Here is a 20,175-nt window from a genome sequence, read left to right on the forward strand (position 1 = left end):
TTAAGTAGAGGGCAGGCCTCACAATTAGAGGTCGTAGAGTTCTCTTTAACCACCCTATTTCTCCGAACTTCTTTTGAGATTGTGGACGGGTCTTTTCCTAACTTAGCAGCTATAGCTGAGAAGGGCTTTAGCTGTTCAATTCCTATTTGAATATCATTGCGATCAGAGAGAGTTAAGTGTTTGTTTTTCATTGTCAGTTACCAACTTGTCCCATAGTAAGTTCTACCTTATTTTTTTGTCTCAGTCTAATTTCCAGCTTTTGTGTTAGACTAGAACTTACTTTGAGAAGTTAGCAATAATAAAACTGTAGGTATCAGATAAAGTCATTCTTGAAAAAATACTAAAATTCTGCTACAATTTTTTTATGAAAAGACTTTACGATGTACAACAATTGCTCAAACGTTTTGGTATCATTGTTTATATGGGGAATCGTCTGTACGACATTGAAATGATGCAGATTGAGCTCAATCGAGTTTATCAGGCAGGTTTACTTGAACGATTGGACTATTTGGAAGCTGAACTTGTTTTGAGGCGTGAACATCGTTTGGAGTTAGAGTATCAGAAATTGAAGGAGAGTAGAAAATGAACACATTGTGGGTATTTTTAGTATTTTTAATTATTTTGGGAGCCTGGATGGGCTTTAATTATTGGCGACTACGCCGTGCGGCATCTGTAATTGATAATGCAGAATTTGCAGAGAAAATCCACGGGGGCCAGTTGATCGATTTACGCGATCCAAGTGAGTTTAATAGAAAACACATTCTCGGGGCCCGTAATATTCCTTATCAACAGTTGAAAATGAGCACAGCTGCTCTTCGTAAAGATAAACCTGTTTTGATTTATGAAAATGACCGTGGTCAGTTGGTAACACCAGCAGCCCTCCATTTGAAGAAACAGGGCTTTAATGAAATCTATATTTTAAGCTATGGTTTGAATGGTTGGAATGGGAAAGTGAAGGCAAGTAAATAGTTCGTTATTCATGTATTTGAATAGTGTTTTTTAAGTTTTTCATGTCTATTTTATGGTAGAATGGATAGAAAACATCTTGTTCGGAGGAGATAATCTTTTATGGCTGTAGATGTGATTCACGCGTGGCATGGAACCACGCAGAAAAACGCACAGCAAATAAGGAATCAAGGTTTCAAAAAAACAACCATTGACTTTAATAACACAAATCTTCGAAATCCAAATGATTTGGGAGAAGGGATTTATTGTTTTGTTGATTCGATGTATGGGAATGGAAAACAAATGGCAGCGCGATATGCTCATAGCTACCGCGATAGCATCGCAAAAAAACAAGGTTGTTCAATTGAAGTTATTGAAGTAGAGGCTGCAGTGCAGTCTTCTATGATGTTAGATTTAGATGATGCAGATACAAGGGAAATATTTATTCAGTTTTCTCAAAAACATGAAATGGAGCGGACAAAGATACAATACCGTCTTCGAAACGATGGAGCAAATCGTAGAAAAAATTACGATGGGATTATGGTTGAATTGTTCGTGCGTCATATAAATAAACAACTGAAAGAGAATACGGTTCAGGCTGTAAAAAAAGACACTTGTACAATATTTGATGGGATTATTAGCAATTTTCCTAATGGTACAGAACTTTGTATTAGAGATACAACATGTGTTACTTTAATAGAAAAGGAGAAGATGAGTCATGGGGATGAATTTAAAAAATTTCTTTGATTTAGATAAGGTCAAATTTACCGATTGGGAATTAGAAGCTCCTTATGAGACTTATGATCTTTCTAAATTGAAGTACAGGAATTTTAGCTACACGTCGGCTGAACTACCTGTTTATACTACTCTTCCTCCTAAAAAGGTTGTTGTTCGTCCATCACAACATTCACAGAGAGGATGGGTTGCTTGATTATGGCAAATGATTACTTATCGACTTTAACATTTGATAATTATTTGGTTACAGAATTATCTTATAAACAAAATAGAAAATTTGATTTTGATACGGATGAGCTTGATGTTCCTTTTACTATTCATGCGAAGGTCCAATTGTCAGATGATAAAGAATCAGCTGTTACATTAACTGTTCATTGTGGAGATGAGGAAAATTCTGCTTGTCCATTCTTAATTAGTGTCGAGGTTCTTGGTGTATTCAAATTTGAGGAGATAGGCGAAAGCATGGAAGAACTAGCCACTACAAGCGCCCTAGCAATTTTGTTTCCCTATGTACGAAGTCTTGTAAGCGATTTGAGTAGCAGAAGCAACGTATATCCTCAATTTAAATTGCCACTAATGAACGTGGTTGAATTTGTTAATGCCAACAATACTTTGGAAGTAATTAAATAGTTCGGGGAACTGTGTTACTTCCGTGCCCATTTTAAAATGATGTGGTTTTCCATTTTTATTTCAGAATTTATTGCCATTCCCTAATAGTTATGGCAAAGATTTTTCAGAATCCTTGTTTTGCATGGTTGGAATGGGAAAGTGAAGGCAAGTAAATAAGATTTTAATCGTATATCGCATATATAGAATAGAGTGAAGTAAATAATGATAAGAAAAATCCAAGAATATTTTAAAAATACCAATCTAGCTGAGCGTGTCTTCACTCTCATTGCATTAGCCTTATTAGTGATTACTGTATTGATTTGGTTTGTTGGGACACGTTCAAATGATACTAGTTCATCACAAGCTGTGTCTAGTACCAAAACACTAGAAGCTAATAATGTATTAGCGGCTGAGAAAGCTGTCAAAGCTTTAGAAGAGTCTAATACAGATGAGAACTTACTGTCCGCACAAGCTGCAGTTGATAAGTTGACTGACAAAAGTAAGAAAGACGCACTTCAAAAAAGAATTGATACGGTCGCTACTGCTATGAAGAAAAAAGCGGAGGACATTCAGAAAGCTAAGTTAAAAGCAGAGTTAGTTCGAGCAGAAGCTGCTAAAAAATTGGCAGAGGAGCAGAAAAAAACTGAAGAAAGTTCGACAACGGCTGAATCAACCTCTTCAACTGAAGAAGTAATTGCTAATGAAGCAACTACTGAGACATCAACTGAATATTCAGAATCGTATGTTGAAGATACTTATTCAGAAGATTCCTATACATATCAACCTTCTTACGATTATGTTGAACAAGGCAATTCATCTGTTTATACTCCATCAAGTAGTTCTTCAACAACACAGTCGTCTAGTTCTTCAACGACAACAGAAGTCGTTCCTCCAAGTAGTTCGGAAACTGTTGTTCCGAGCACACCAACACCAGTTGAGCCATCTAGTTCTACTGAAACCGATGTTCCGGCAGATTCGTCTTCAACGACAACAGAAGACCTATCGCAGAGGTAGAAATGAATATGAGGAGAATATGAGGAGAGATATTTCTCCTCTTTTAATTTTCCCTAAGTTAAGTGATTTTCATTTGATTTGTGCTATAATGGTGTTTATGAGAATTGTATCAGGTATTTATGGTGGAAGACCGCTCAAAACATTAGAAGGGAAGGTAACACGTCCTACTTCTGATAAGGTTCGCGGTGCCATGTTTAATATGATTGGTCCATATTTTGAGGGTGGGCGGGTCTTAGATTTATACGCTGGTAGCGGTGGCTTGTCTATTGAAGCGATATCCAGAGGGATGAATCAGGCAGTCTTAGTAGAACGTGACCGGAAAGCACAAGCTGTTATCAAAGAAAACATTCAGATGACTAAGGATTCAGATAAATTTCAACTCATGCAGATGGATGCAAGGCAAGCATTGGCGACATTGAGCGGAACATTTGACCTTGTTTTTCTGGATCCGCCATATGCAGAGCAGGAAATTGAGGCTGTTATCTCAGAGCTTTGTCGTCGTCACTTATTGGCAGAGGATGTGATGGTTGTCTGTGAGACAGATAAGAACGTCCAGCTCCCTGAAGAGATTGCAGAGCTCGGAATTTGGAAAGAAAAAGTATATGGAATTAGTAAGGTAACTGTATATGTCAGATAGAATCGGAATGTTTACAGGGTCTTTTGACCCGATTACAAATGGACATATGGACCTCATTGAGCGAGCAAGTGGCTTGTTTGAAAAATTATATGTCGGAGTGTTTACCAATCCGAAAAAGTCTGGCTTGATGACAGGTGAGGAACGATTGGTTATTTTGAAAAGACTTTTTGCCGGCTTAGAGAACATCGAGGTCATTCTCGTTGAGAATGAATTAGTTGTCGATGTTGCCAAACGATATGGTGTGACTCATTTGGTTAGGGGCTTGCGTAATGCAACGGACTTGGAATATGAATCTAATTTTGATTTTTACAACCGTCAGCTAGCACCAGATTTGGAAACGATCTATTTGATTGCAAAGCCAGAGCTCAAGTTCGTATCATCCAGCCAGGTTCGGGAGTTGATCTATTTTAAACAGGATATTAGTTTATATGTACCTGCAGTTGTAAATGAGGAGATAAAAAAGTATGAAGAAAAATAAGAAATGGCTTTTGATTGTTTCAATTATTATGGGGACGTTATTGATATGGTTTTCCGTTTTTGTTCGACTACCATATTATATTGAAAGTCCTGGAGGGGCTTCGGATATTCGGGAAGTATTGACAGTCAACAATGAAGAAGATAAAGAGCCAGGTTCTTATAATTTTACCTATGTATCAGTCTTGCAGGCAACAGCCTTACAGTTGCTGATTGCTCAGTTTAACCCTTACGCAGATATTGTTTCTGCAGAAGAAATGACGGGCGGTGCAGACAGTGAAGAATACTATCGGATAGCTCAATTTTATATGGAAACCTCTCAAAACATGGCTAAATATCAAGGTTTAACCTTGGCAGATAAGGATGTGGAGATGGATTTCTTCGGTGTTTACGTGTTGGACTTAGCAGAAGATTCTACATTTAAAAATGTTTTGAATATCGCTGATACGGTTGTTAGTATAAATGGTCAAACGTTTGAATCTTCTCAGGATTTAATCAAATATGTTTCAGGTTTAGAACTGGACAGTGATGTGACAGTGGGCTATGTTAGTGGTGGAGAAGAGAAGTCTGCTGACGGAAAAATTATCAAACTATCAAATGGTAAAAACGGTATTGGTATTACTCTGGTGGACCATACGGAGGTAAAAAGTTCTGTCCCAATTGACTTCCAAACAGGAGGAATTGGTGGTCCAAGTGCTGGTCTGATGTTTACATTAGCTATTTATACACAGCTGGCTGAGCCAGACTTGCGTGATGGACGTGTTATTGCTGGAACTGGAACGATTGAACAAGATGGTTCCGTTGGAGATATTGGAGGAGCAGATAAAAAAGTATTATCTGCGATTAATGCTGGTGCAAGTGTTTTCTTTGTTCCAAATAATCCAGTGGACCCAGAAATTTTGAAAAAGGATCCAACAGCTAAAACAAACTACGAAGAGGCAAAAGAAGCAGCAGAAAAGGCCAATGCTGATATTGAAATCGTACCAGTGACGACTGTTCAAGAAGCCATTGATTATTTGAAGAATACTAAGAGCGAGTAAGTCGCTCTTTTTTGCATCAGTCGTTCGAATTAGCTTTGATACATTGTCACGTTTGGCTTGCCGTACTCTACGAATGTGACTTGCTGTGTATGTCTTATTTCTACCCTAGAACATACTAGAGGCTGTTCTGGCTAACGGCACCCAGGAAAGTAAATTCAATCAACCATGCTAAAATTAAAATCGTCTGAAATTTCTCTGAAATGGTTGAAGAGTGCTATTTCAGCTGGTTTCATGTTATAATAATAAGGTTAGATATACGAATATTTCATTAGATAGGAGGAACAATGAAGAAAGAAATTTCACCAGAAATGTATAATTACAATAAATTTCCAGGTCCGAGTTTTGCACGTGTTGGGAATAAGGTTGTTTCAGAGAATATTGAACTCAATGTTGTTGATGATTTCAAAGATGCTTTTGATCAGACTGCTTTTGGGCAACGCTTTTCGCCCATCATGTTGAAATTTGATTATATTGTTGGAGATTGGGGAAATGAACAACTTCGGTTAAAAGGGTTTTATCGTGATGAGAAACCGGTCAAGTCTGATTTAAAAATTGGGCGGTTAGATGATTATTTAACCGAATTTTGTAATTTTGGATGTGCCTACTTTGTTCTTGAAAATCCAAATCCACAAGAGTTAGAAGAAGAACCTGAAGAAAAAACAAGTCGCAAACGTCACCGTAGTCGGAATCGAAACCGACAAAAACAACGTACAGAAGAATTGGTATCGAAGGATAAGAAAGTCAGCCGTAATGAACCAAAACGATCTAAGTCAACTTTAGATACTTCAAAAGAACAGGGCCGTCATTTTACCGTAAAAAACAATAAACCGTCCACAGGTAAGCAACAGAAACAAGAGCGAGCGCAAAAACACGATAAGAAACAGCACCATCGTGAAATGAATGAAGCCAAACGTGGATTTGTCATCCGCCAAAAATAGGGAGAAACATGAAACCATCAATTTATGCCTTTACACAAGCCAATCTAGTTGATTGGATTATTGAAAATGGAGAAAAGAAATTCAGGGCCACTCAAATTTGGGAATGGCTCTACCGGTCCCGTGTCCAATCGTTCGCGGAAATGACCAACTTACCAAAATCTTTAATCGAAAAGCTTGAAGAAGAATTTGTCGTCAATCCACTCAAACAACGAATAGTACAAGAGTCCAAAGATGGTACTATCAAATACTTATTTGAATTACCTGATGGAATGTTGATTGAGACAGTGTTGATGAATCAACATTATGGACTCTCAGTCTGTGTAACGACTCAAGTTGGTTGTAATATCGGCTGTACATTCTGCGCATCTGGTTTGATTCCTAAGCAAAGAGATTTGACGAGTGGTGAGATTGTAGCACAGATTATGTTGGTACAAAAATACTTAGATGAGCGCAATCAAAATGAACGTGTTAGCCATATTGTCGTGATGGGGATTGGTGAGCCACTCGACAACTACGATAATGTTATGACCTTCTTGCGTGTTGTGAATGATGACAAGGGCTTGGCAATTGGTGCCCGTCACATTACGGTATCTACTTCTGGCTTAGCACCAAAAATTCGTGATTTCGCACGTGAGGGAGTTCAAGTGAACTTGGCAGTTTCTCTACATGCGCCAAATAATGACCTTCGTTCGAGCATTATGCGGATTAATCGCAAATTCCCGATTGAAGTATTGTTTGAGGCAATTGAAGATTATATTCAGACAACCAATCGTCGTGTTACATTTGAATATATTATGCTGAACGAGGTCAATGATGGTGTGGAACAGGCTCAAGAATTGGCTGATTTGACCAAGAACATTCGTAAATTGTCTTATATCAACCTGATTCCTTATAACCCAGTTAGCGAACATGACCAATATAGTCGTTCAACCAAGGAACGTACTCTTGCTTTCTTTGATGTTTTGAAGAAAAATGGTGTTAACTGTGTCGTTCGTCAGGAACATGGTACAGATATTGATGCTGCCTGTGGTCAATTGCGCTCCAATACGCTCAAGAAAGACCGTGAAAAAGCACGTGCTCGTATTGCAGCCGCAAAAGCTAAGGCAGGTATTCGTGCATGAGAAAATTCTTTCAAGTAGACGGCAACTTGACCAAGCTTGGGAGACGGATTTGTACAACTTTAGCTGGGGTTTACGCTCTGGCTATTGTTTTACTCTGTTTTCTTCCTCAGACTTGGTATCCACAGTATAAGGATTTCTCGACCCCAGGAATTATTCAAATCGGGCGACTGTATCTTTTGCCAACTCCGTTTAATAGTATTGTCAATGGAGACAAGGTAGATAGTCTAGGAGACTTTGGTTGGATTATCCTACAAAATGCGACCAATATTTTTCTTCTCTTTCCTCTCGTTTTTCTGCTTCTTTTTCTTCTAGAGGAATGGCGGAGCCTTAAAGCAGTTCTTTCTTATACATTTTGTTTCAGTCTGTTTATTGAATGTACACAGTTGTTACTTGATTTGCTGATTGATGCCCAACGTGTTTTTGAAATCGATGATTTATGGACCAATACATTAGGAGGAGTATTAGCCTATTGGCTTTATCGTCTGAGTGTTAGAGGATGGAATCTATCAAAGAGTTCATAAATTATCAGATTGTTTAGAAAATTTAGAAAAGATGCTTGACATTGTCTTATGATTACCGTATAATCTTTTTAATCAGAAGAAGTAGTAAAGCAGAAGACTTCAGGGAGCCTGTGGTACTGAGAACAGGTGTCGGAGTTTTATGAAATGGGCTGATGTGCAGAATTGTCTATTTGTAGACATAGATGTGCAAATGATTGTTTGGTAAAAAATACTTTGAGTGACTGTTTTGACTTCGTGCAAGGCAGGTCGATATATCTTATACTGGTAGTATAGCAAGGGTAGCTAACGAAGGTTTTAGCTGAAACAGTCAAACAAAAGAACTTAAAACAATGATAGTTCGGTCAGCACACCTTACAGTGCAACTCCTTGTTAGAGGAGATGAGATATGGGAGGATTCTAGATAATTCCCATAAGTGAGGTGGCACCGTGTCATTGACGCCCTCGCAGGTTGGTTTTTCCTGCGGGGGCTTTTTCCTATTTGTCTTCGTAGATTGCTTTTATAATGCGTCACGTTCGGCTTGCCTAACTTGAGTTATGTCTGCGCCTCCGTTCCTAATCTAAAAGCAATCTACTTTGACAATTACTAACAAAATGAGGTAATCAAGATGAAACGATGGCGAAGCTAAAATGAGATAATCTAAAAAATGTTTAAATAAATAGAAAGAGGAATGAATATGGCAAATAAAGGTTATTTTGGACAATTTGGTGGTAGCTTTGTACCAGAGCAAATTCAGGTTTTGTTGGATCAGCTGGAGGAAACATTTGAACAGTATCGTAATGATCCAGAATTTTTAGCAGAGTATCAAGCATATTTAAAAGACTATTCTGGGCGAGAAACTCCACTTTATTTTGCAGAATCCTTGACCAATGAACTGGGTGGCGCGAAAATCTATCTGAAACGGGAAGATTTAAATCATTTAGGATCCCATAAGCTGAACAACGTCCTCGGACAGATTTTGCTAGCAAAAAGAATGGGGAAAACTCGAGTGATTGCAGAAACTGGTGCTGGTCAACATGGGGTTGCGACGGCTGCTGTTGCGGCACGATTTGGCTTGGGATGTGATGTCTATATGGGGGCTGAAGATGTCAAACGCCAACGACTCAATGTTTTTCGAATGGAGATGATGGGGGCGCGTGTTCATGCTGTAACGGATGGCACTCAAACCTTGAAAGAGGCAGTTGATGCAGCATTCGGTGCTTGGATGGCAGATTTAGATGCCTTCTATGTTTTGGGATCAGCAGTCGGTCCTCATCCTTATCCGACTATTGTACATGAGTTTCAAAAGATTATTAGTCTAGAATCTCGACGTCAGATTTTAGAAAAAGAAGGTCATTTGCCAGACTACGTTATTGCCTGTGTGGGTGGCGGTTCCAATGCTATTGGTGCGTTTTCTCAATATCTACCAGATGAGTCAGTCAAGCTTATCGGTGTAGAAGCTGCTGGTAAAGGAGTTGATACAGAGCTACATGCAGCGACTATGACTAAGGGAACAGTTGGTGTGGTTGATGGTATGAAGACGATCTCCCTCTTTGATGAAAATGGTGGAGTTGCACCCGTTTATTCCATTTCAGCAGGTTTGGATTATCCTGGTGTCGGTCCAGAGCATGCCCACTATAAGGAAACTGGTCGAGTTCAGTATGTAGCGGCAACAGATGATGAGGCAGTTAATGCACTTCTGACCTTAAGTCGTACTGAAGGCATTCTGCCTGCTATTGAAAGTTCTCATGCAATTGCAGAAGCTATTCGATTAGCACCACAACTAGATAAAGATAAAATCATTATCATCAATATTTCTGGTCGTGGTGATAAGGATGTAGCAGCTATTGCAGATTATTTGGAGAATAGATAAAAGAAATCCCCTGACGGTCGTCAGGGGCTATTTGTTTATTTCCAAAAGTCATCAAAAATAGTAATTGGCAAGTGGCGTTTATGGGCTGTCTTATTCCACCAGCCTTCGATAATGGTTTGCGCTTGAGGATCAATGGTTTTTCCTTCAAGGTAATCATCAATTTGATTGTATGTGACACCAAGTGCGACCTCGTCAGCAAGGCCTGGTTTGTTTTCCTCCAAGTCAGCAGTAGGAACTTTGAGGTAGAGTTTTTCATCAGCCCCCAATTCAGCGAGCAGTTGCTTGCCTTGGCGTTTATTTAGGCGGAAGAGGGGAAGGATATCAGCACCACCATCACCGTGTTTGGTGAAGAAGCCAGTAATGTTTTCAGCTGCATGGTCGGTACCAATAACAGCTCCCTTGCGTTCACCAGCGATGGCATATTGGGCGATCATGCGCATGCGGGCTTTAGCATTTCCCTTATTAAAATCAGACATTTCTAGTCCATTTGCATTGACTGCAGCTACCATGGCATCTGTTGATTCCTTGATGTTGATGGTTAGGCTGATATCTGGTTTGATAAAGGCTAGAGCTGCTTGGGCGTCCGTCTCATCAGCTTGCACACCATAAGGTAGGCGGATAGCGATGAATTGGTAGCTATCGTCACCTGTTTCTGAGCGCATTTCTTCCATGGTTAGTTGGGCTAAGCGTCCGGCCAAGGTTGAATCTTGTCCACCAGAGATTCCTAAAACATAGGTTTTCAAAAAAGGATGCTTTTTGAGGTAGTCTTTGAGAAAATCGATGGAACGTCGGATTTCTTCTTTTGGATCAATCGTTGGTTTTACACCTAATTCTTTGATGATTGTTTCTTGTAAAGTCATATGGCACCTGCCTTAAATTGCTTTTGTTTGGCTTTGTTGACGGATACGATTGATGAGGTTCATCTTATTATCCCATACGTCTTGAGCCAGGTCCACTGGATAGAGTTGTGGATTGAGCACACGCTTGTATTCATCCCAGAGTTTATCAAATTCCTGGTTGGCGTAGTCTTGAATTTCCGCTAAACTTGGCAACTCGTAAACTTGTTTACCATTCTCAAAAATAGGAACGAGAAGTGGACGTGCTTCAAAGTTTTCAATGGTTTTATTGATGTAGGTGTAGGTTGGATGGAACATGTAGATACTGTCTAGATGAGTGACATCTGTATCAGCGAAGGTAATGTAATCCCCTTCAGATTTCCCTTTTTCTTTAGAGGTGATTCGCCACACTTGTTTTTTACCTGGAGTAGATACTTTTTCCGCATTGGAAGACAACTTAATGGTATCGCGCATATTTCCATCTTCATCTTCAATGGATACAATCTTATAGACTGCTCCCAATGCTGGTTGATCATAAGCAGTGATGAGTTTTGTGCCCACACCCCAGACATCAATTTTTGCTTTTTGCATTTTTAGGTTCAAAATGGTATTTTCATCAAGATCATTGGAGGCATAAATTTTTGCATCTGTAAATCCAGCATCGTCTAATTGTTGACGAACTTTTTTAGAAATGTAAGCCATGTCTCCAGAGTCGATACGGACTCCTCTAAAGTTTATCTTGTCTCCCATCTCTTTTGCAACTCGGATAGCTGCTGGAACACCAACGCGTAGCGTATCATAGGTGTCTACTAAGAAGACACAGTCTTTATGTGTTTCCGCATAGGCTTTGAATGCTTTGTAATCATCGCCATAGGTTTGAACCAAGGCATGAGCATGGGTACCAGCTACAGGTATGCCAAAGATTTTTCCTGCTCGAACATTGGAAGTCGCAGACGCTCCACCAATAAAGGCTGCCCGTGTACCCCAAATTGCAGCATCCATTTCTTGAGCACGACGGGTTCCAAATTCCATCAATGGCTCATCTTCAATAACTGCCTTGATACGACGAGCTTTTGTAGCAATGAGTGTTTGGTAGTTGACGATGTTTAACAAAGCTGTTTCAATCAATTGGCATTGTGCCAAAGGACCTTCGATTTGGAGAATAGGTTCGTTCGCATAAACCAAATCACCTTCTTTTGCAGATCGGACGGTTAAGGACATTTCTAATTGAGCTAAATAATCTAGGAAATCCTGTGGATATCCCAATTCTGTTAGGTAGTCAATATCTGTTTGACTAAAACTAAGATTGTTAAGGTAGTCCACCACGCGCTCCAAGCCTGCAAAGACCGCATAACCATTTTTAAAGGGTTGAGAACGGAAGTACACTTCGAAAACGGCATTTTTATTGTGAATATTTTGGTCAAAATAGACCTGCATCATATTGATTTGATAAAGGTCGGTGTGCAGTGTCAAACTGTCATCCTGAAATAGTGTCATAAGATTTCTCCTTTTGTCTTCCTAAGTGAAGACCATTCAGTTACTATTGAAACTGAACTCTAATATGCCTACTATTATAACAAAAAAATCGAGAAAAACTCGATTTAGATGCACAGAATGACGAAAATACTCGCAAGAAAAAGGAATGGTATGTAAGGGATGGATCTTGGCTTGTATATTGTAAAGACGAGTAAGCCTAAAAGTGAGCTGATTTGAATAATCCATAGGATTTCAGTCAAGCCACAAATTAGGGACAGACTAGCCAAATATAGAAAATCACCCGAACCGATATTGAACTGCCATTTCTCTGTCAGAAAAGCCAAGGCTAAAAAGCAACAAAAGAGCCAGTTTAGCTGGGAGAGTAACAGAGCTACCAAAGTAAAAACGAGCCAGACGGCAAAAGGATATTCCTGATGCTTGATGTCGTAAATGGTCAAAACCAACCCTGCAAGGATGAGGATGGTTTCGGTTAGGCTTAGGAGTTGAAAATGGCAGAGCAGGACAGCCAGTCCAGTTAAGAATTCTAGTCCAGCATACCAATAGGGAATATTTACCTTGCAATAACGACATTTGGATGCGGTTGAAAGCTGAGAAAGAATGGGAATTAGGTCCCAAACCTTGAGTTGCTTCTTACAAGAACCACAATGACTAGAGGGTCGGATAATGGATTGTTCAGGGAACCGGTCAATGACCAGTCCCAAAAAGGAGCCAATTGAAGCTCCGAGGAAAAATAGGATACAGATCTTCATACCTATTTATTCGTAATCCATTTGGAAAATGAAGAGAAAGTTACACCGTTTCAATGGTCGTTTGGAGAATTCCATAGGTGATAAGAGAATTCCGTATTCTTTCTTTGGTCTTGCCTGCCAAAGCATGGTTAGTAAGTTTGACAGTCAGTGTAGCACAATGGTCATATCCATCCATTGTCCATACTTTAAGTTGAACGATGGATTCCACATTTGGTATAGACAACAACTCAAGAGCCAGTTCATCACTCTTTATTCCAGACGGAGTTTGTTCAAGAAAGATTTTCAGAGTATTCCATGCCTTAGGAAGGGCCTGGCTAAGGATAAATAGAGAAATAATGATTGAAAGCAGGGGATCAAGGAAGTACCAATCAGTGAATTGGAGAATAATGGAGACAAGAATGACCGCCAGCCATCCTAAAATATCCTCTAGAAAGTGCAAACTAAGAATGGATTCATTATGGCTATGGCCATTTTTTACAATACGGGAAGCGGCGAAATTGATGATGATAGCGATCACTCCAAGTACTAGCATTCCATCTTGGTTGACAGGTTGGGGATGGAAAAGATTGGGAATGTTTTCCACAAGAATTAGGCTAGAACCGATAATCAGAATGCTTGAGGTCAAGAGTGCTGCCAAAATATTCCATCTCTTGTAACCAAGGGGATAGGTGCGATCAGCTGGTTTATTTGCGAAGGTCTGCATCAATGCGGAGCTGCCAATGGCTAGAGCATCCCCAAAATCATGGACAGCATCTGCTAAAATGGCGCTGGAGTGAAAGAGAGCTCCAAAGATACATTCAATGATAGAAAAACAAAGATTCAGCAAAAAAGCAATGAAAGTATTTTTACTAGACGACATGACAAACCCTTTCTATGTTATACTGTTTATAGGTTCATTATGCTATTAAATGAGCCAAATAACTAGAAACAAGTAAAACATTTTGTTTGTTTTTGAACATAATGTTTGAAATGTACGAGAGATGGATAGACGAATTGCAAAAACACGAAAGGCGATTTTTCAGGCGTTTTTGAGCCTATTAAACGAAAAAGGGTACGATGACATGCGTGTGCAGGATGTCATTGATAAGGCAGATGTTGGCCGTTCTACTTTTTACGCCCATTATGCCAGTAAGGAAGCTCTTTTGGAAGAACTCTGTCATGACCTATTTCATCATTTGTTTACAGGTCGTGAAGATAGTGATGTAACAGTTTTGCTGGCGCATATTTTCAAACATTTTCGGACAAATCAAGACCGAGTAGCTAGCCTCTTGTTATCACGCAATACCTATTTTTTAAAGGAATTAGAGACAGAGCTCAAACACGATATTTATCCAAAAGTGATGGAAGATTACATGCAGGATAAACGGAGTCTTCCAGAGGACCTATTGCTGCATTTTGTTGTCACTACTTTTGTGGAAACCGTCAGCTGGTGGCTAAAACAACGTAAAAAGGTAGATGAAGTGACCTTGACAACTTACTTTTTGAAATTATTAGCCTAAGGAGAAAATATGCTTAGACCATTACATATGGCACATGCCTTTTTAGATGAGATTTTAACAGACCAAGACCTTGCTGTCGATGGGACTATGGGAAACGGACATGACACTTTATTTTTAGCTCAGCGAGCAGGAAAGGTCGTGGCATTTGATATTCAGGAACAAGCCTTGAACACAACGGCTGAAAAACTAGAAAAAGCTGGCTTGACCAATGCCCAATTGGTTTTGACAGGACACGAAAGCCTAGATCAGTTTGTGGATCAATGTAAGGCAGCTATTTTTAATCTTGGCTACCTACCTTCAGCGGATAAGTCAGTCATTACCTTGCCTGAAACCACCCTTCAAGCCATCAAAAAAGTCCTAGATCGACTGGTTGTTGGTGGTCGTCTTGCTATCATGATTTATTATGGCCACGAGGGCGGAGCAGTAGAAAAGGATGCGGTCTTAGACTTTGTCAGCCAGCTGGACCAGGCCGTCTTTACTGCCATACTTTATAAACCGCTGAACCAAGTCAATACTCCACCGTTTTTGGTGATGATAGAACGTATCAACAACAATTAAGGAGGTGATTGTATTACAAGTTTTGTTCAAATCATTATATTTTTAATCCTATTAGTTATTTCCAATACCATTTATCGATTAAATCCCAAATTTCCACTTCCATTTATTCAAGTTTTATTGGGAGTTGGTGCAGGTCTACTATTTGGAGTCGGGAATCTCACCCTAGATCCTTCATTGTTCCTTGCTTTAGTTATTGCTCCCTTGAACTTTAGAGAGGGTCAGCAAAGTAATGTCGATGACTTGATGGAAAATTGGAAAGTTATTGCCTTCCTAATTTTTCCGTTGGTCTTTTTAACAGCCTTGGGAATCGGATCTTTGGCTGGCTACTTATTACCAGTAGAGGTTCCTCTCTCTGCAAGTTTTGCCCTTGGGGCTGCACTTGCGCCGACTGATGCTGTAGCCTTTTTAGTGTTATCAAATCGCTTTGCTTTTCCAAAACGATTAGAAACCATTTTGACCCTAGAGGGCTTGCTGAATGATGCGAGTGGACTTGTTGCGTTTGAGTTTGCTGTGCTTGCTTTGACGACAGGGAATTTTTCACTCATTAATGCAAGTGGTCAATTTATTTGGGCACTTGTCGGTGGAATGCTCGCAGGACTTTTTCTTGCTTTTGGTCATCGTGGTTTGGTTTCATTACTTGAAAAACTGGATGCGGCAGATATTCCTGGAGTCCTGTTGCTCGAACTCTCATTACCATTAGTGGCTTATTTTGTGGCTACCTCTATTGGTGGTTCTGGAATTATTGCAGTGGTCATTGCAGGTCTGTTTCAATCGAAGCAGTTGAAAAAAATGACTTTGTTTGATGCGCGTGTGAATCGTGTGAACCAAATTGTTTGGGATACTCTAAATTTCTCATTAAATGGGTTGGTTTTTCTTGTTTTTGGGTATGAATTTACTCGAATCATTCAGCCTGCTTTGAGGAATCCATTGATTAGTAATGGTCACTTGTTAGGGATAGTTATTCTCTTAACCATTAGTCTGTTTCTGATACGCTTTATTGGCTTACTCTGCTTGAATGCTTATCGAAAAGCAAAATCTTCTAAGAGTGTTTATAGTGTGCATGAGCTGGGGATTCTAACATTTTCAGGGATGAAAGGGTCGGTCTCGATTGCTACGATTTTGTTGTTACCAGAATTTGATAGCTTAATTTACAGTCTGATTCTATTTACTGTCGGAATGGTAACCCTGTTGAGTTTTTTGGTGGGATTATTCGTTTTGCCAAGGTTTGCAAAACAGAAGTCCGAATCTCCGATTTTAGAAGGTTCTGTCCGAATTTCTATTCTGCAAGTGGTGGTAAACGAATTGGAACTAGATATTGAGGATGCCACAAATCCAAATGGTATTTACATTGTTATTGGTCAATATTATAGGCGGATAGAACATCTTCATCGCCAGTTGATGTCTGTAGACATGCGCAAAGAGGTGGCCAGTTTAAGGTTGAAACTGGTAGAAATTGAACAGAGGGGGTTAGAGACTGCATTTGCGAAAGAACACCTTAGTTTGTCTTCCTACCGTCTCTATCAAAACTATTTAAGAACCTTGGAACAGGATATTAATCGCGACCTGGTTCCAACCTTCAAATACTTATGGCTAATCAGTCGAAGGGTCATCAATAAGTGGTATCATGAATGGATTAGTATCGGAACTAGTATACGGAAAAGGAATCAGAATGCAGTTGCTAAAAAGAATGAGCATAATCCAGCATTGTCTGAATTATTCTTGGCCAATACCGCAGAGATTATTCAATTTTTAGAGAAAAATCAGTTGAGGTGCTCTGCAGAATACATTCAGCAGCTAAAAGAATTCTGCTTATACCAAGCTCAATTGATTCATGCAGGAATCAAGGTGGAAGATGTTATCGGACGGATGAAACCCGAAAGTTTAGATGATCTGTTACGAGGGTATTATTTAGAAAGAAAAGTGGTTGCAGAATATGAAAAGTATGGTCATTTATCACAAATGGCAGCCAAGCAAATGCGACGCAATATTAACCAACTAGAAAGTTATGCGCTGACAGAGTTTGATTCTTTTTAAATGCATGGATATTGAATCAGACACGTGCGGGTGGTAAAAAGATAAATAAGAGTATAAGAAAAGGCCTAGAACCAATGAGTGAATTTTCAGCATTCTAGGTCTTTTCTTTTCTGATTTATTTGAATTGTGCTAGTTAAGAATTGGCTTAATAAACAATCGCTCATCTCCTAGTTCAATCAATTCAACTTGATTACCATAAAAATCACTGAGCAATGCAGGAGTTAGAATTTCTTGTTTTGGTCCCTGTGCCAAGACTTTCCCTTCTTTTAGAAGGAGGACGTGAGTAAAGTTGTTTGTGATTTCTTCTGCGTGGTGGGTGACATAGATGATGGCAGGAGCATTTGGGAGTTGACAGATAGAATCGATATGATGAAGAAGGCATTCGCGTGCCAATAGGTCAAGTCCAACGGTTGCTTCATCTAATATCAATATAGCGGGATCTTCCATGAGGCTACGGGCAATGAGCAGGAGTTGGCGTTCACCCTGTGAAAGGCTCGCATAAGTCCGACCAATTAGGTGACTAGCCTTAATAGACTTAAGCATATCTTTTGCTTGGTTGAGCTCCGCTTGCCCATATTCACGATATAGGATGGAGGACTTATACTTACCTGTCAATACGATTTGTTCTGCTGTTAGGTCAATGGGAAATCGTTCTGCTAGAAAAGAACCGACCACTCCAATTTTCGTACGAAGACTGGGAATGTCACCTTTACCAAATTCAACCCCTAATACTGTCAAATCACCAGAGGTTTTCCAAAATTCTGCCATTAGAATACGCAAGAGTGTTGATTTGCCAGCACCATTGAGACCCAAAATGGCCCAACGTTCTCCTGGTTGAAATTCCCAGTTTACATCTTCTAAAATTGTTTTACCCTGTCTCTTATAATAGACATGTTTCATTGAAAGAATCATTGCTTATCTCCTATTCCTTTTGATTATTGTATCATAAAAATGTCAGCAAAAGATGATTTCTAACAAGATATATGGTATATTTCAGATTTTATGGTATAATTGAAATGTTATAAATTTTATTATAGGAGAACATCATGGAAGACCCTGGTAGTCAGACCATCTATTTACAACTATTTATTTTATTCTTATTGACCTTGTTCAATGCCTTTTTCTCAGCATCTGAAATGGCTCTAGTTTCCCTTAATCGTTCGAGAGTTGAACAAAAAGCCGCAGAAGGGGAAAAGAAGTTTGTTCGACTTTTGACGGTGTTAGAAAATCCAAACAATTTCTTATCTACGATTCAGGTCGGAATCACCTTTATTTCAATCCTTTCTGGTGCTAGCTTGGCCAATGATTTAGGGGCTGTTTTTGCAAAATGGATGGGAAATTCTGCGACAGCTCAGACAGCTGGTTACTGGCTAGCTCTGGCGATGCTGACATTTGTATCTATTGTTCTTGGTGAATTGTATCCGAAACGAATTGCCATGAATATGAAAGAAAACTTGGCAGTTGTCACAGCACCAGTCATTATTTTTCTTGGGAAAATTGTAAGTCCATTTGTCTGGTTGTTATCAGCTGCGACAAACTTGATTAGTCGTATTACACCTATGAATTTCGATGATGCAGATGAGCAAATGACTCGAGATGAGATTGAGTATATCTTAACCAAGAGCGAACAAACCTTAGATGCTGAAGAAATCGAAATGCTTCAAGGAATATTCAATTTAGATGAAATGATGGCTCGTGAAGTCATGGTACCGCGTACAGATGCTTTCATGGTAGATATCGAAGATGATATTAACGTCATCATGCCAGAAATTCTTCGCCAAAATTTTTCTCGAATACCTGTTTACGAAGGGGATAAAGACAATATCATTGGCCTCATTCATACCAAGAAAATTCTTGCTGAAAGTTTCACAAATGGATTCGATCAGTTAAAGATTCGCCGTATTATGCAGGAACCACTATTCGTTCCTGAGACGATTTTTGTGGATGATTTGCTGAAGTCTTTGCGAAATACTCAAAACCAAATGGCCATCTTACTAGATGAGTATGGTGGCGTATCAGGGATTGTTACTCTCGAAGACCTGCTTGAAGAAATTGTCGGGGAAATTGATGATGAAACTGACAAAACAGAAATCTTTGTGCGTGAAATTGCGGAAAATACGTTCATTGTCCAAGGCAGTATGACCTTGAATGATTTCAACGAGCACTTTGATTTGGATTTGAGTAGTGATGATGTTGATACCATTGCAGGATTTTACTTGACAGGGCTTGGAACCATTCCAAGTCAGGATGAAAAAGAAGCCTACGAATTAGATAACAATGGTTTCCACATTGTGATGGTCAATGACAAAGTGAAAAATGGCCGTGTAACAAAATTGAAAATTCTCATCACACCACTTGATGATGAGAACGAAGAGAAGGACTAGTTTTGGTCTTTCTTTTTTTATTCTTTTCTAAGATCAACCTTATCATTGAGTATTGTCTTGAAAATGTGTTACACTTATTTTCAGAAAATGAAAGACAAAGGGAAATTGAATGAGAAATTTAGTTGTTTTTTTACACACATCCTTGGATGGGATTGTTGAGGGACCAAATGGGGCTATGGATATTGGTTTTGTCCACTACAATGAAGAACTTGAGCAGTTTGCCCAAAAAGTGACTGCCAATGCAGATACGATATTATGGGGAAGAGCAACCTATGAGATGATGTACCAGTATTGGCCGAATATGTTGAACAATGAGGAAGCAAGTGAGCATGAACGTGCTCATGCTGCCTGGATAGACGCTGTTGAGAAAATTGTTTGTTCAAAAACGTTACAAGAAACTACTTGGAATCATACAACATTGATTCATGAACAAATTACTGAAAAAATTCATGAGCTGAAAGCAGTGAATGCTAGAGATATTTTAGTTTTAGGAAGCCCTCGTCTGGCTAAATTTCTCCTGAAAGAAAACCTAGTAGATATTTTGAAATTGACTGTGTCGCCAGTCATTGTTAGGAATGGCCTACGATTTTTTGAAGGGATAGAAGAGCACCTTGAATTAGTAGACACTCAAATAATGGAGTCGGGTGTGCTTGGCTTAACATATCGGATACGAAAGGATAGAGAGTTGTCGAATGAAGCAGATAGTCGATAATAGAAGCGTTTCCATTTTTGTG

General features: G+C 39.3%; 24 protein-coding genes. 18 read left to right on the forward strand and 6 right to left on the reverse strand.

Features of this window, described 5'->3' with window-relative positions; all coding sequences use genetic code 11:
- Positions 1-191 (reverse strand): helix-turn-helix domain-containing protein (locus K6V43_RS05375; protein WP_222382102.1); only part of this gene is annotated, 191 nt, incomplete at its 3' end.
- A 173-nt stretch (positions 192-364) separates the two neighbouring features.
- Between K6V43_RS05375 and K6V43_RS05380 the strand changes: the two genes are divergently transcribed.
- The 13 genes from K6V43_RS05380 (at position 365) to trpB (ending at position 9,884) form a co-directional block, all read left to right on the forward strand.
- On the forward strand, positions 365-586 hold the full coding sequence (locus K6V43_RS05380) for a YqgQ family protein (protein WP_024405128.1): 222 nt from the start codon (positions 365-367) through the stop codon (positions 584-586).
- Positions 583-969, forward strand: coding sequence for a rhodanese-like domain-containing protein (locus K6V43_RS05385; RefSeq protein WP_024405129.1), 387 nt, complete (start codon positions 583-585; stop codon positions 967-969). The genes K6V43_RS05380 and K6V43_RS05385 overlap by 4 nt, the downstream gene beginning before the upstream one ends.
- A gap of 99 nt (positions 970-1,068) precedes the next feature.
- Positions 1,069-1,692 (forward strand): hypothetical protein, encoded by a 624-nt coding sequence (locus K6V43_RS05390; protein ID WP_024405130.1) that lies wholly within the window; start codon positions 1,069-1,071, stop codon positions 1,690-1,692.
- Entirely contained in the window at positions 1,664-1,876 is a 213-nt protein-coding gene (locus K6V43_RS05395; RefSeq protein WP_172016049.1) for a hypothetical protein, read from the forward strand. Before K6V43_RS05390 ends, K6V43_RS05395 begins: the two co-directional genes overlap by 29 nt.
- 2 nt (positions 1,877-1,878) lie before the next feature.
- On the forward strand, positions 1,879-2,310 hold the full coding sequence (locus K6V43_RS05400; RefSeq protein ID WP_172016050.1) for a protein-export chaperone SecB: 432 nt from the start codon (positions 1,879-1,881) through the stop codon (positions 2,308-2,310).
- Between the two features lie 201 nt (positions 2,311-2,511).
- Positions 2,512-3,303 carry a hypothetical protein gene (locus K6V43_RS05405; RefSeq protein ID WP_024405133.1) on the forward strand — a complete coding sequence of 264 codons (792 nt, stop codon included), beginning with the start codon at positions 2,512-2,514 and terminating at the stop codon, positions 3,301-3,303.
- A 97-nt stretch (positions 3,304-3,400) separates the two neighbouring features.
- Positions 3,401-3,940 (forward strand): 16S rRNA (guanine(966)-N(2))-methyltransferase RsmD, encoded by a 540-nt coding sequence (gene rsmD, locus K6V43_RS05410; protein ID WP_172019433.1) that lies wholly within the window; start codon positions 3,401-3,403, stop codon positions 3,938-3,940.
- Positions 3,930-4,418: a pantetheine-phosphate adenylyltransferase gene (gene coaD, locus K6V43_RS05415; protein WP_222382104.1), complete on the forward strand. Its 489-nt coding sequence runs from the start codon at positions 3,930-3,932 to the stop codon at positions 4,416-4,418. Before rsmD ends, coaD begins: the two co-directional genes overlap by 11 nt.
- A complete protein-coding gene (locus tag K6V43_RS05420) occupies positions 4,405-5,454 on the forward strand; it encodes a SepM family pheromone-processing serine protease (protein ID WP_222382107.1) in 1,050 nt (349 codons plus the stop codon). Before coaD ends, K6V43_RS05420 begins: the two co-directional genes overlap by 14 nt.
- A gap of 284 nt (positions 5,455-5,738) precedes the next feature.
- The gene (locus K6V43_RS05425; RefSeq protein WP_222382109.1) at positions 5,739-6,392 is read left to right on the forward strand and encodes a YutD family protein; all 654 of its coding nucleotides are present in this window, start codon (positions 5,739-5,741) and stop codon (positions 6,390-6,392) included.
- Positions 6,393-6,400: 8 nt separating this feature from the next.
- A complete protein-coding gene (rlmN, locus tag K6V43_RS05430) occupies positions 6,401-7,513 on the forward strand; it encodes a dual-specificity RNA methyltransferase RlmN (RefSeq protein ID WP_024391183.1) in 1,113 nt (370 codons plus the stop codon).
- Complete coding sequence (locus K6V43_RS05435) at positions 7,510-8,034, forward strand: VanZ family protein (RefSeq protein WP_222382111.1); 525 nt, start codon at positions 7,510-7,512, stop codon at positions 8,032-8,034. The genes rlmN and K6V43_RS05435 overlap by 4 nt, the downstream gene beginning before the upstream one ends.
- A 674-nt stretch (positions 8,035-8,708) precedes the next feature.
- On the forward strand, positions 8,709-9,884 hold the full coding sequence (gene trpB / locus K6V43_RS05440) for a tryptophan synthase subunit beta (RefSeq protein WP_222382114.1): 1,176 nt from the start codon (positions 8,709-8,711) through the stop codon (positions 9,882-9,884).
- 35 nt (positions 9,885-9,919) lie between these two features.
- Here trpB and nadE read toward each other — a convergent pair whose 3' ends face one another.
- From nadE to K6V43_RS05460, 4 genes are all read right to left on the reverse strand, one after another.
- Positions 9,920-10,744, reverse strand: a complete 825-nt coding sequence (gene nadE, locus K6V43_RS05445; protein ID WP_222382116.1) for an NAD(+) synthase — start codon at positions 10,742-10,744, stop codon at positions 9,920-9,922.
- Positions 10,745-10,756: 12 nt separating this feature from the next.
- Positions 10,757-12,217 (reverse strand): nicotinate phosphoribosyltransferase, encoded by a 1,461-nt coding sequence (locus K6V43_RS05450; RefSeq protein ID WP_222382118.1) that lies wholly within the window; start codon positions 12,215-12,217, stop codon positions 10,757-10,759.
- Between the two features lie 104 nt (positions 12,218-12,321).
- On the reverse strand, positions 12,322-12,966 hold the full coding sequence (locus K6V43_RS05455; RefSeq protein WP_024396740.1) for a prepilin peptidase: 645 nt from the start codon (positions 12,964-12,966) through the stop codon (positions 12,322-12,324).
- A 40-nt stretch (positions 12,967-13,006) separates the two neighbouring features.
- Entirely contained in the window at positions 13,007-13,825 is an 819-nt protein-coding gene (locus K6V43_RS05460; protein ID WP_222382120.1) for a cation diffusion facilitator family transporter, read from the reverse strand.
- Between the two features lie 121 nt (positions 13,826-13,946).
- Here K6V43_RS05460 and K6V43_RS05465 point away from each other — a divergent pair, with 121 nt between their 5' ends.
- Genes K6V43_RS05465 through K6V43_RS05475 form a run of 3 tightly spaced genes read left to right on the forward strand, consistent with a single transcriptional unit; the run spans position 13,947 to position 17,057 of the window.
- Positions 13,947-14,465 (forward strand): TetR/AcrR family transcriptional regulator, encoded by a 519-nt coding sequence (locus tag K6V43_RS05465; RefSeq protein WP_222382122.1) that lies wholly within the window; start codon positions 13,947-13,949, stop codon positions 14,463-14,465.
- Positions 14,466-14,474: 9 nt separating this feature from the next.
- The gene (gene mnmM / locus K6V43_RS05470) at positions 14,475-15,023 is read left to right on the forward strand and encodes a tRNA 5-(aminomethyl)-2-thiouridylate-methyltransferase MnmM (protein WP_222382124.1); all 549 of its coding nucleotides are present in this window, start codon (positions 14,475-14,477) and stop codon (positions 15,021-15,023) included.
- A gap of 57 nt (positions 15,024-15,080) precedes the next feature.
- On the forward strand, positions 15,081-17,057 hold the full coding sequence (locus K6V43_RS05475) for a cation:proton antiporter (protein ID WP_496108337.1): 1,977 nt from the start codon (positions 15,081-15,083) through the stop codon (positions 17,055-17,057).
- Between the two features lie 129 nt (positions 17,058-17,186).
- Here K6V43_RS05475 and K6V43_RS05480 read toward each other — a convergent pair whose 3' ends face one another.
- Entirely contained in the window at positions 17,187-17,969 is a 783-nt protein-coding gene (locus tag K6V43_RS05480) for an ABC transporter ATP-binding protein (RefSeq protein ID WP_222382126.1), read from the reverse strand.
- A 134-nt stretch (positions 17,970-18,103) separates the two neighbouring features.
- Here K6V43_RS05480 and K6V43_RS05485 point away from each other — a divergent pair, with 134 nt between their 5' ends.
- The gene (locus tag K6V43_RS05485) at positions 18,104-19,441 is read left to right on the forward strand and encodes a hemolysin family protein (RefSeq protein WP_172024943.1); all 1,338 of its coding nucleotides are present in this window, start codon (positions 18,104-18,106) and stop codon (positions 19,439-19,441) included.
- A gap of 109 nt (positions 19,442-19,550) precedes the next feature.
- On the forward strand, positions 19,551-20,153 hold the full coding sequence (locus K6V43_RS05490) for a dihydrofolate reductase family protein (protein WP_222382128.1): 603 nt from the start codon (positions 19,551-19,553) through the stop codon (positions 20,151-20,153).
- Positions 20,154-20,175 lie beyond the last annotated feature (22 nt).

The organism is Streptococcus suis (genome assembly GCF_019794615.1).
Classification (GTDB): Bacteria; Bacillota; Bacilli; order Lactobacillales; family Streptococcaceae; genus Streptococcus; species Streptococcus suis_AI.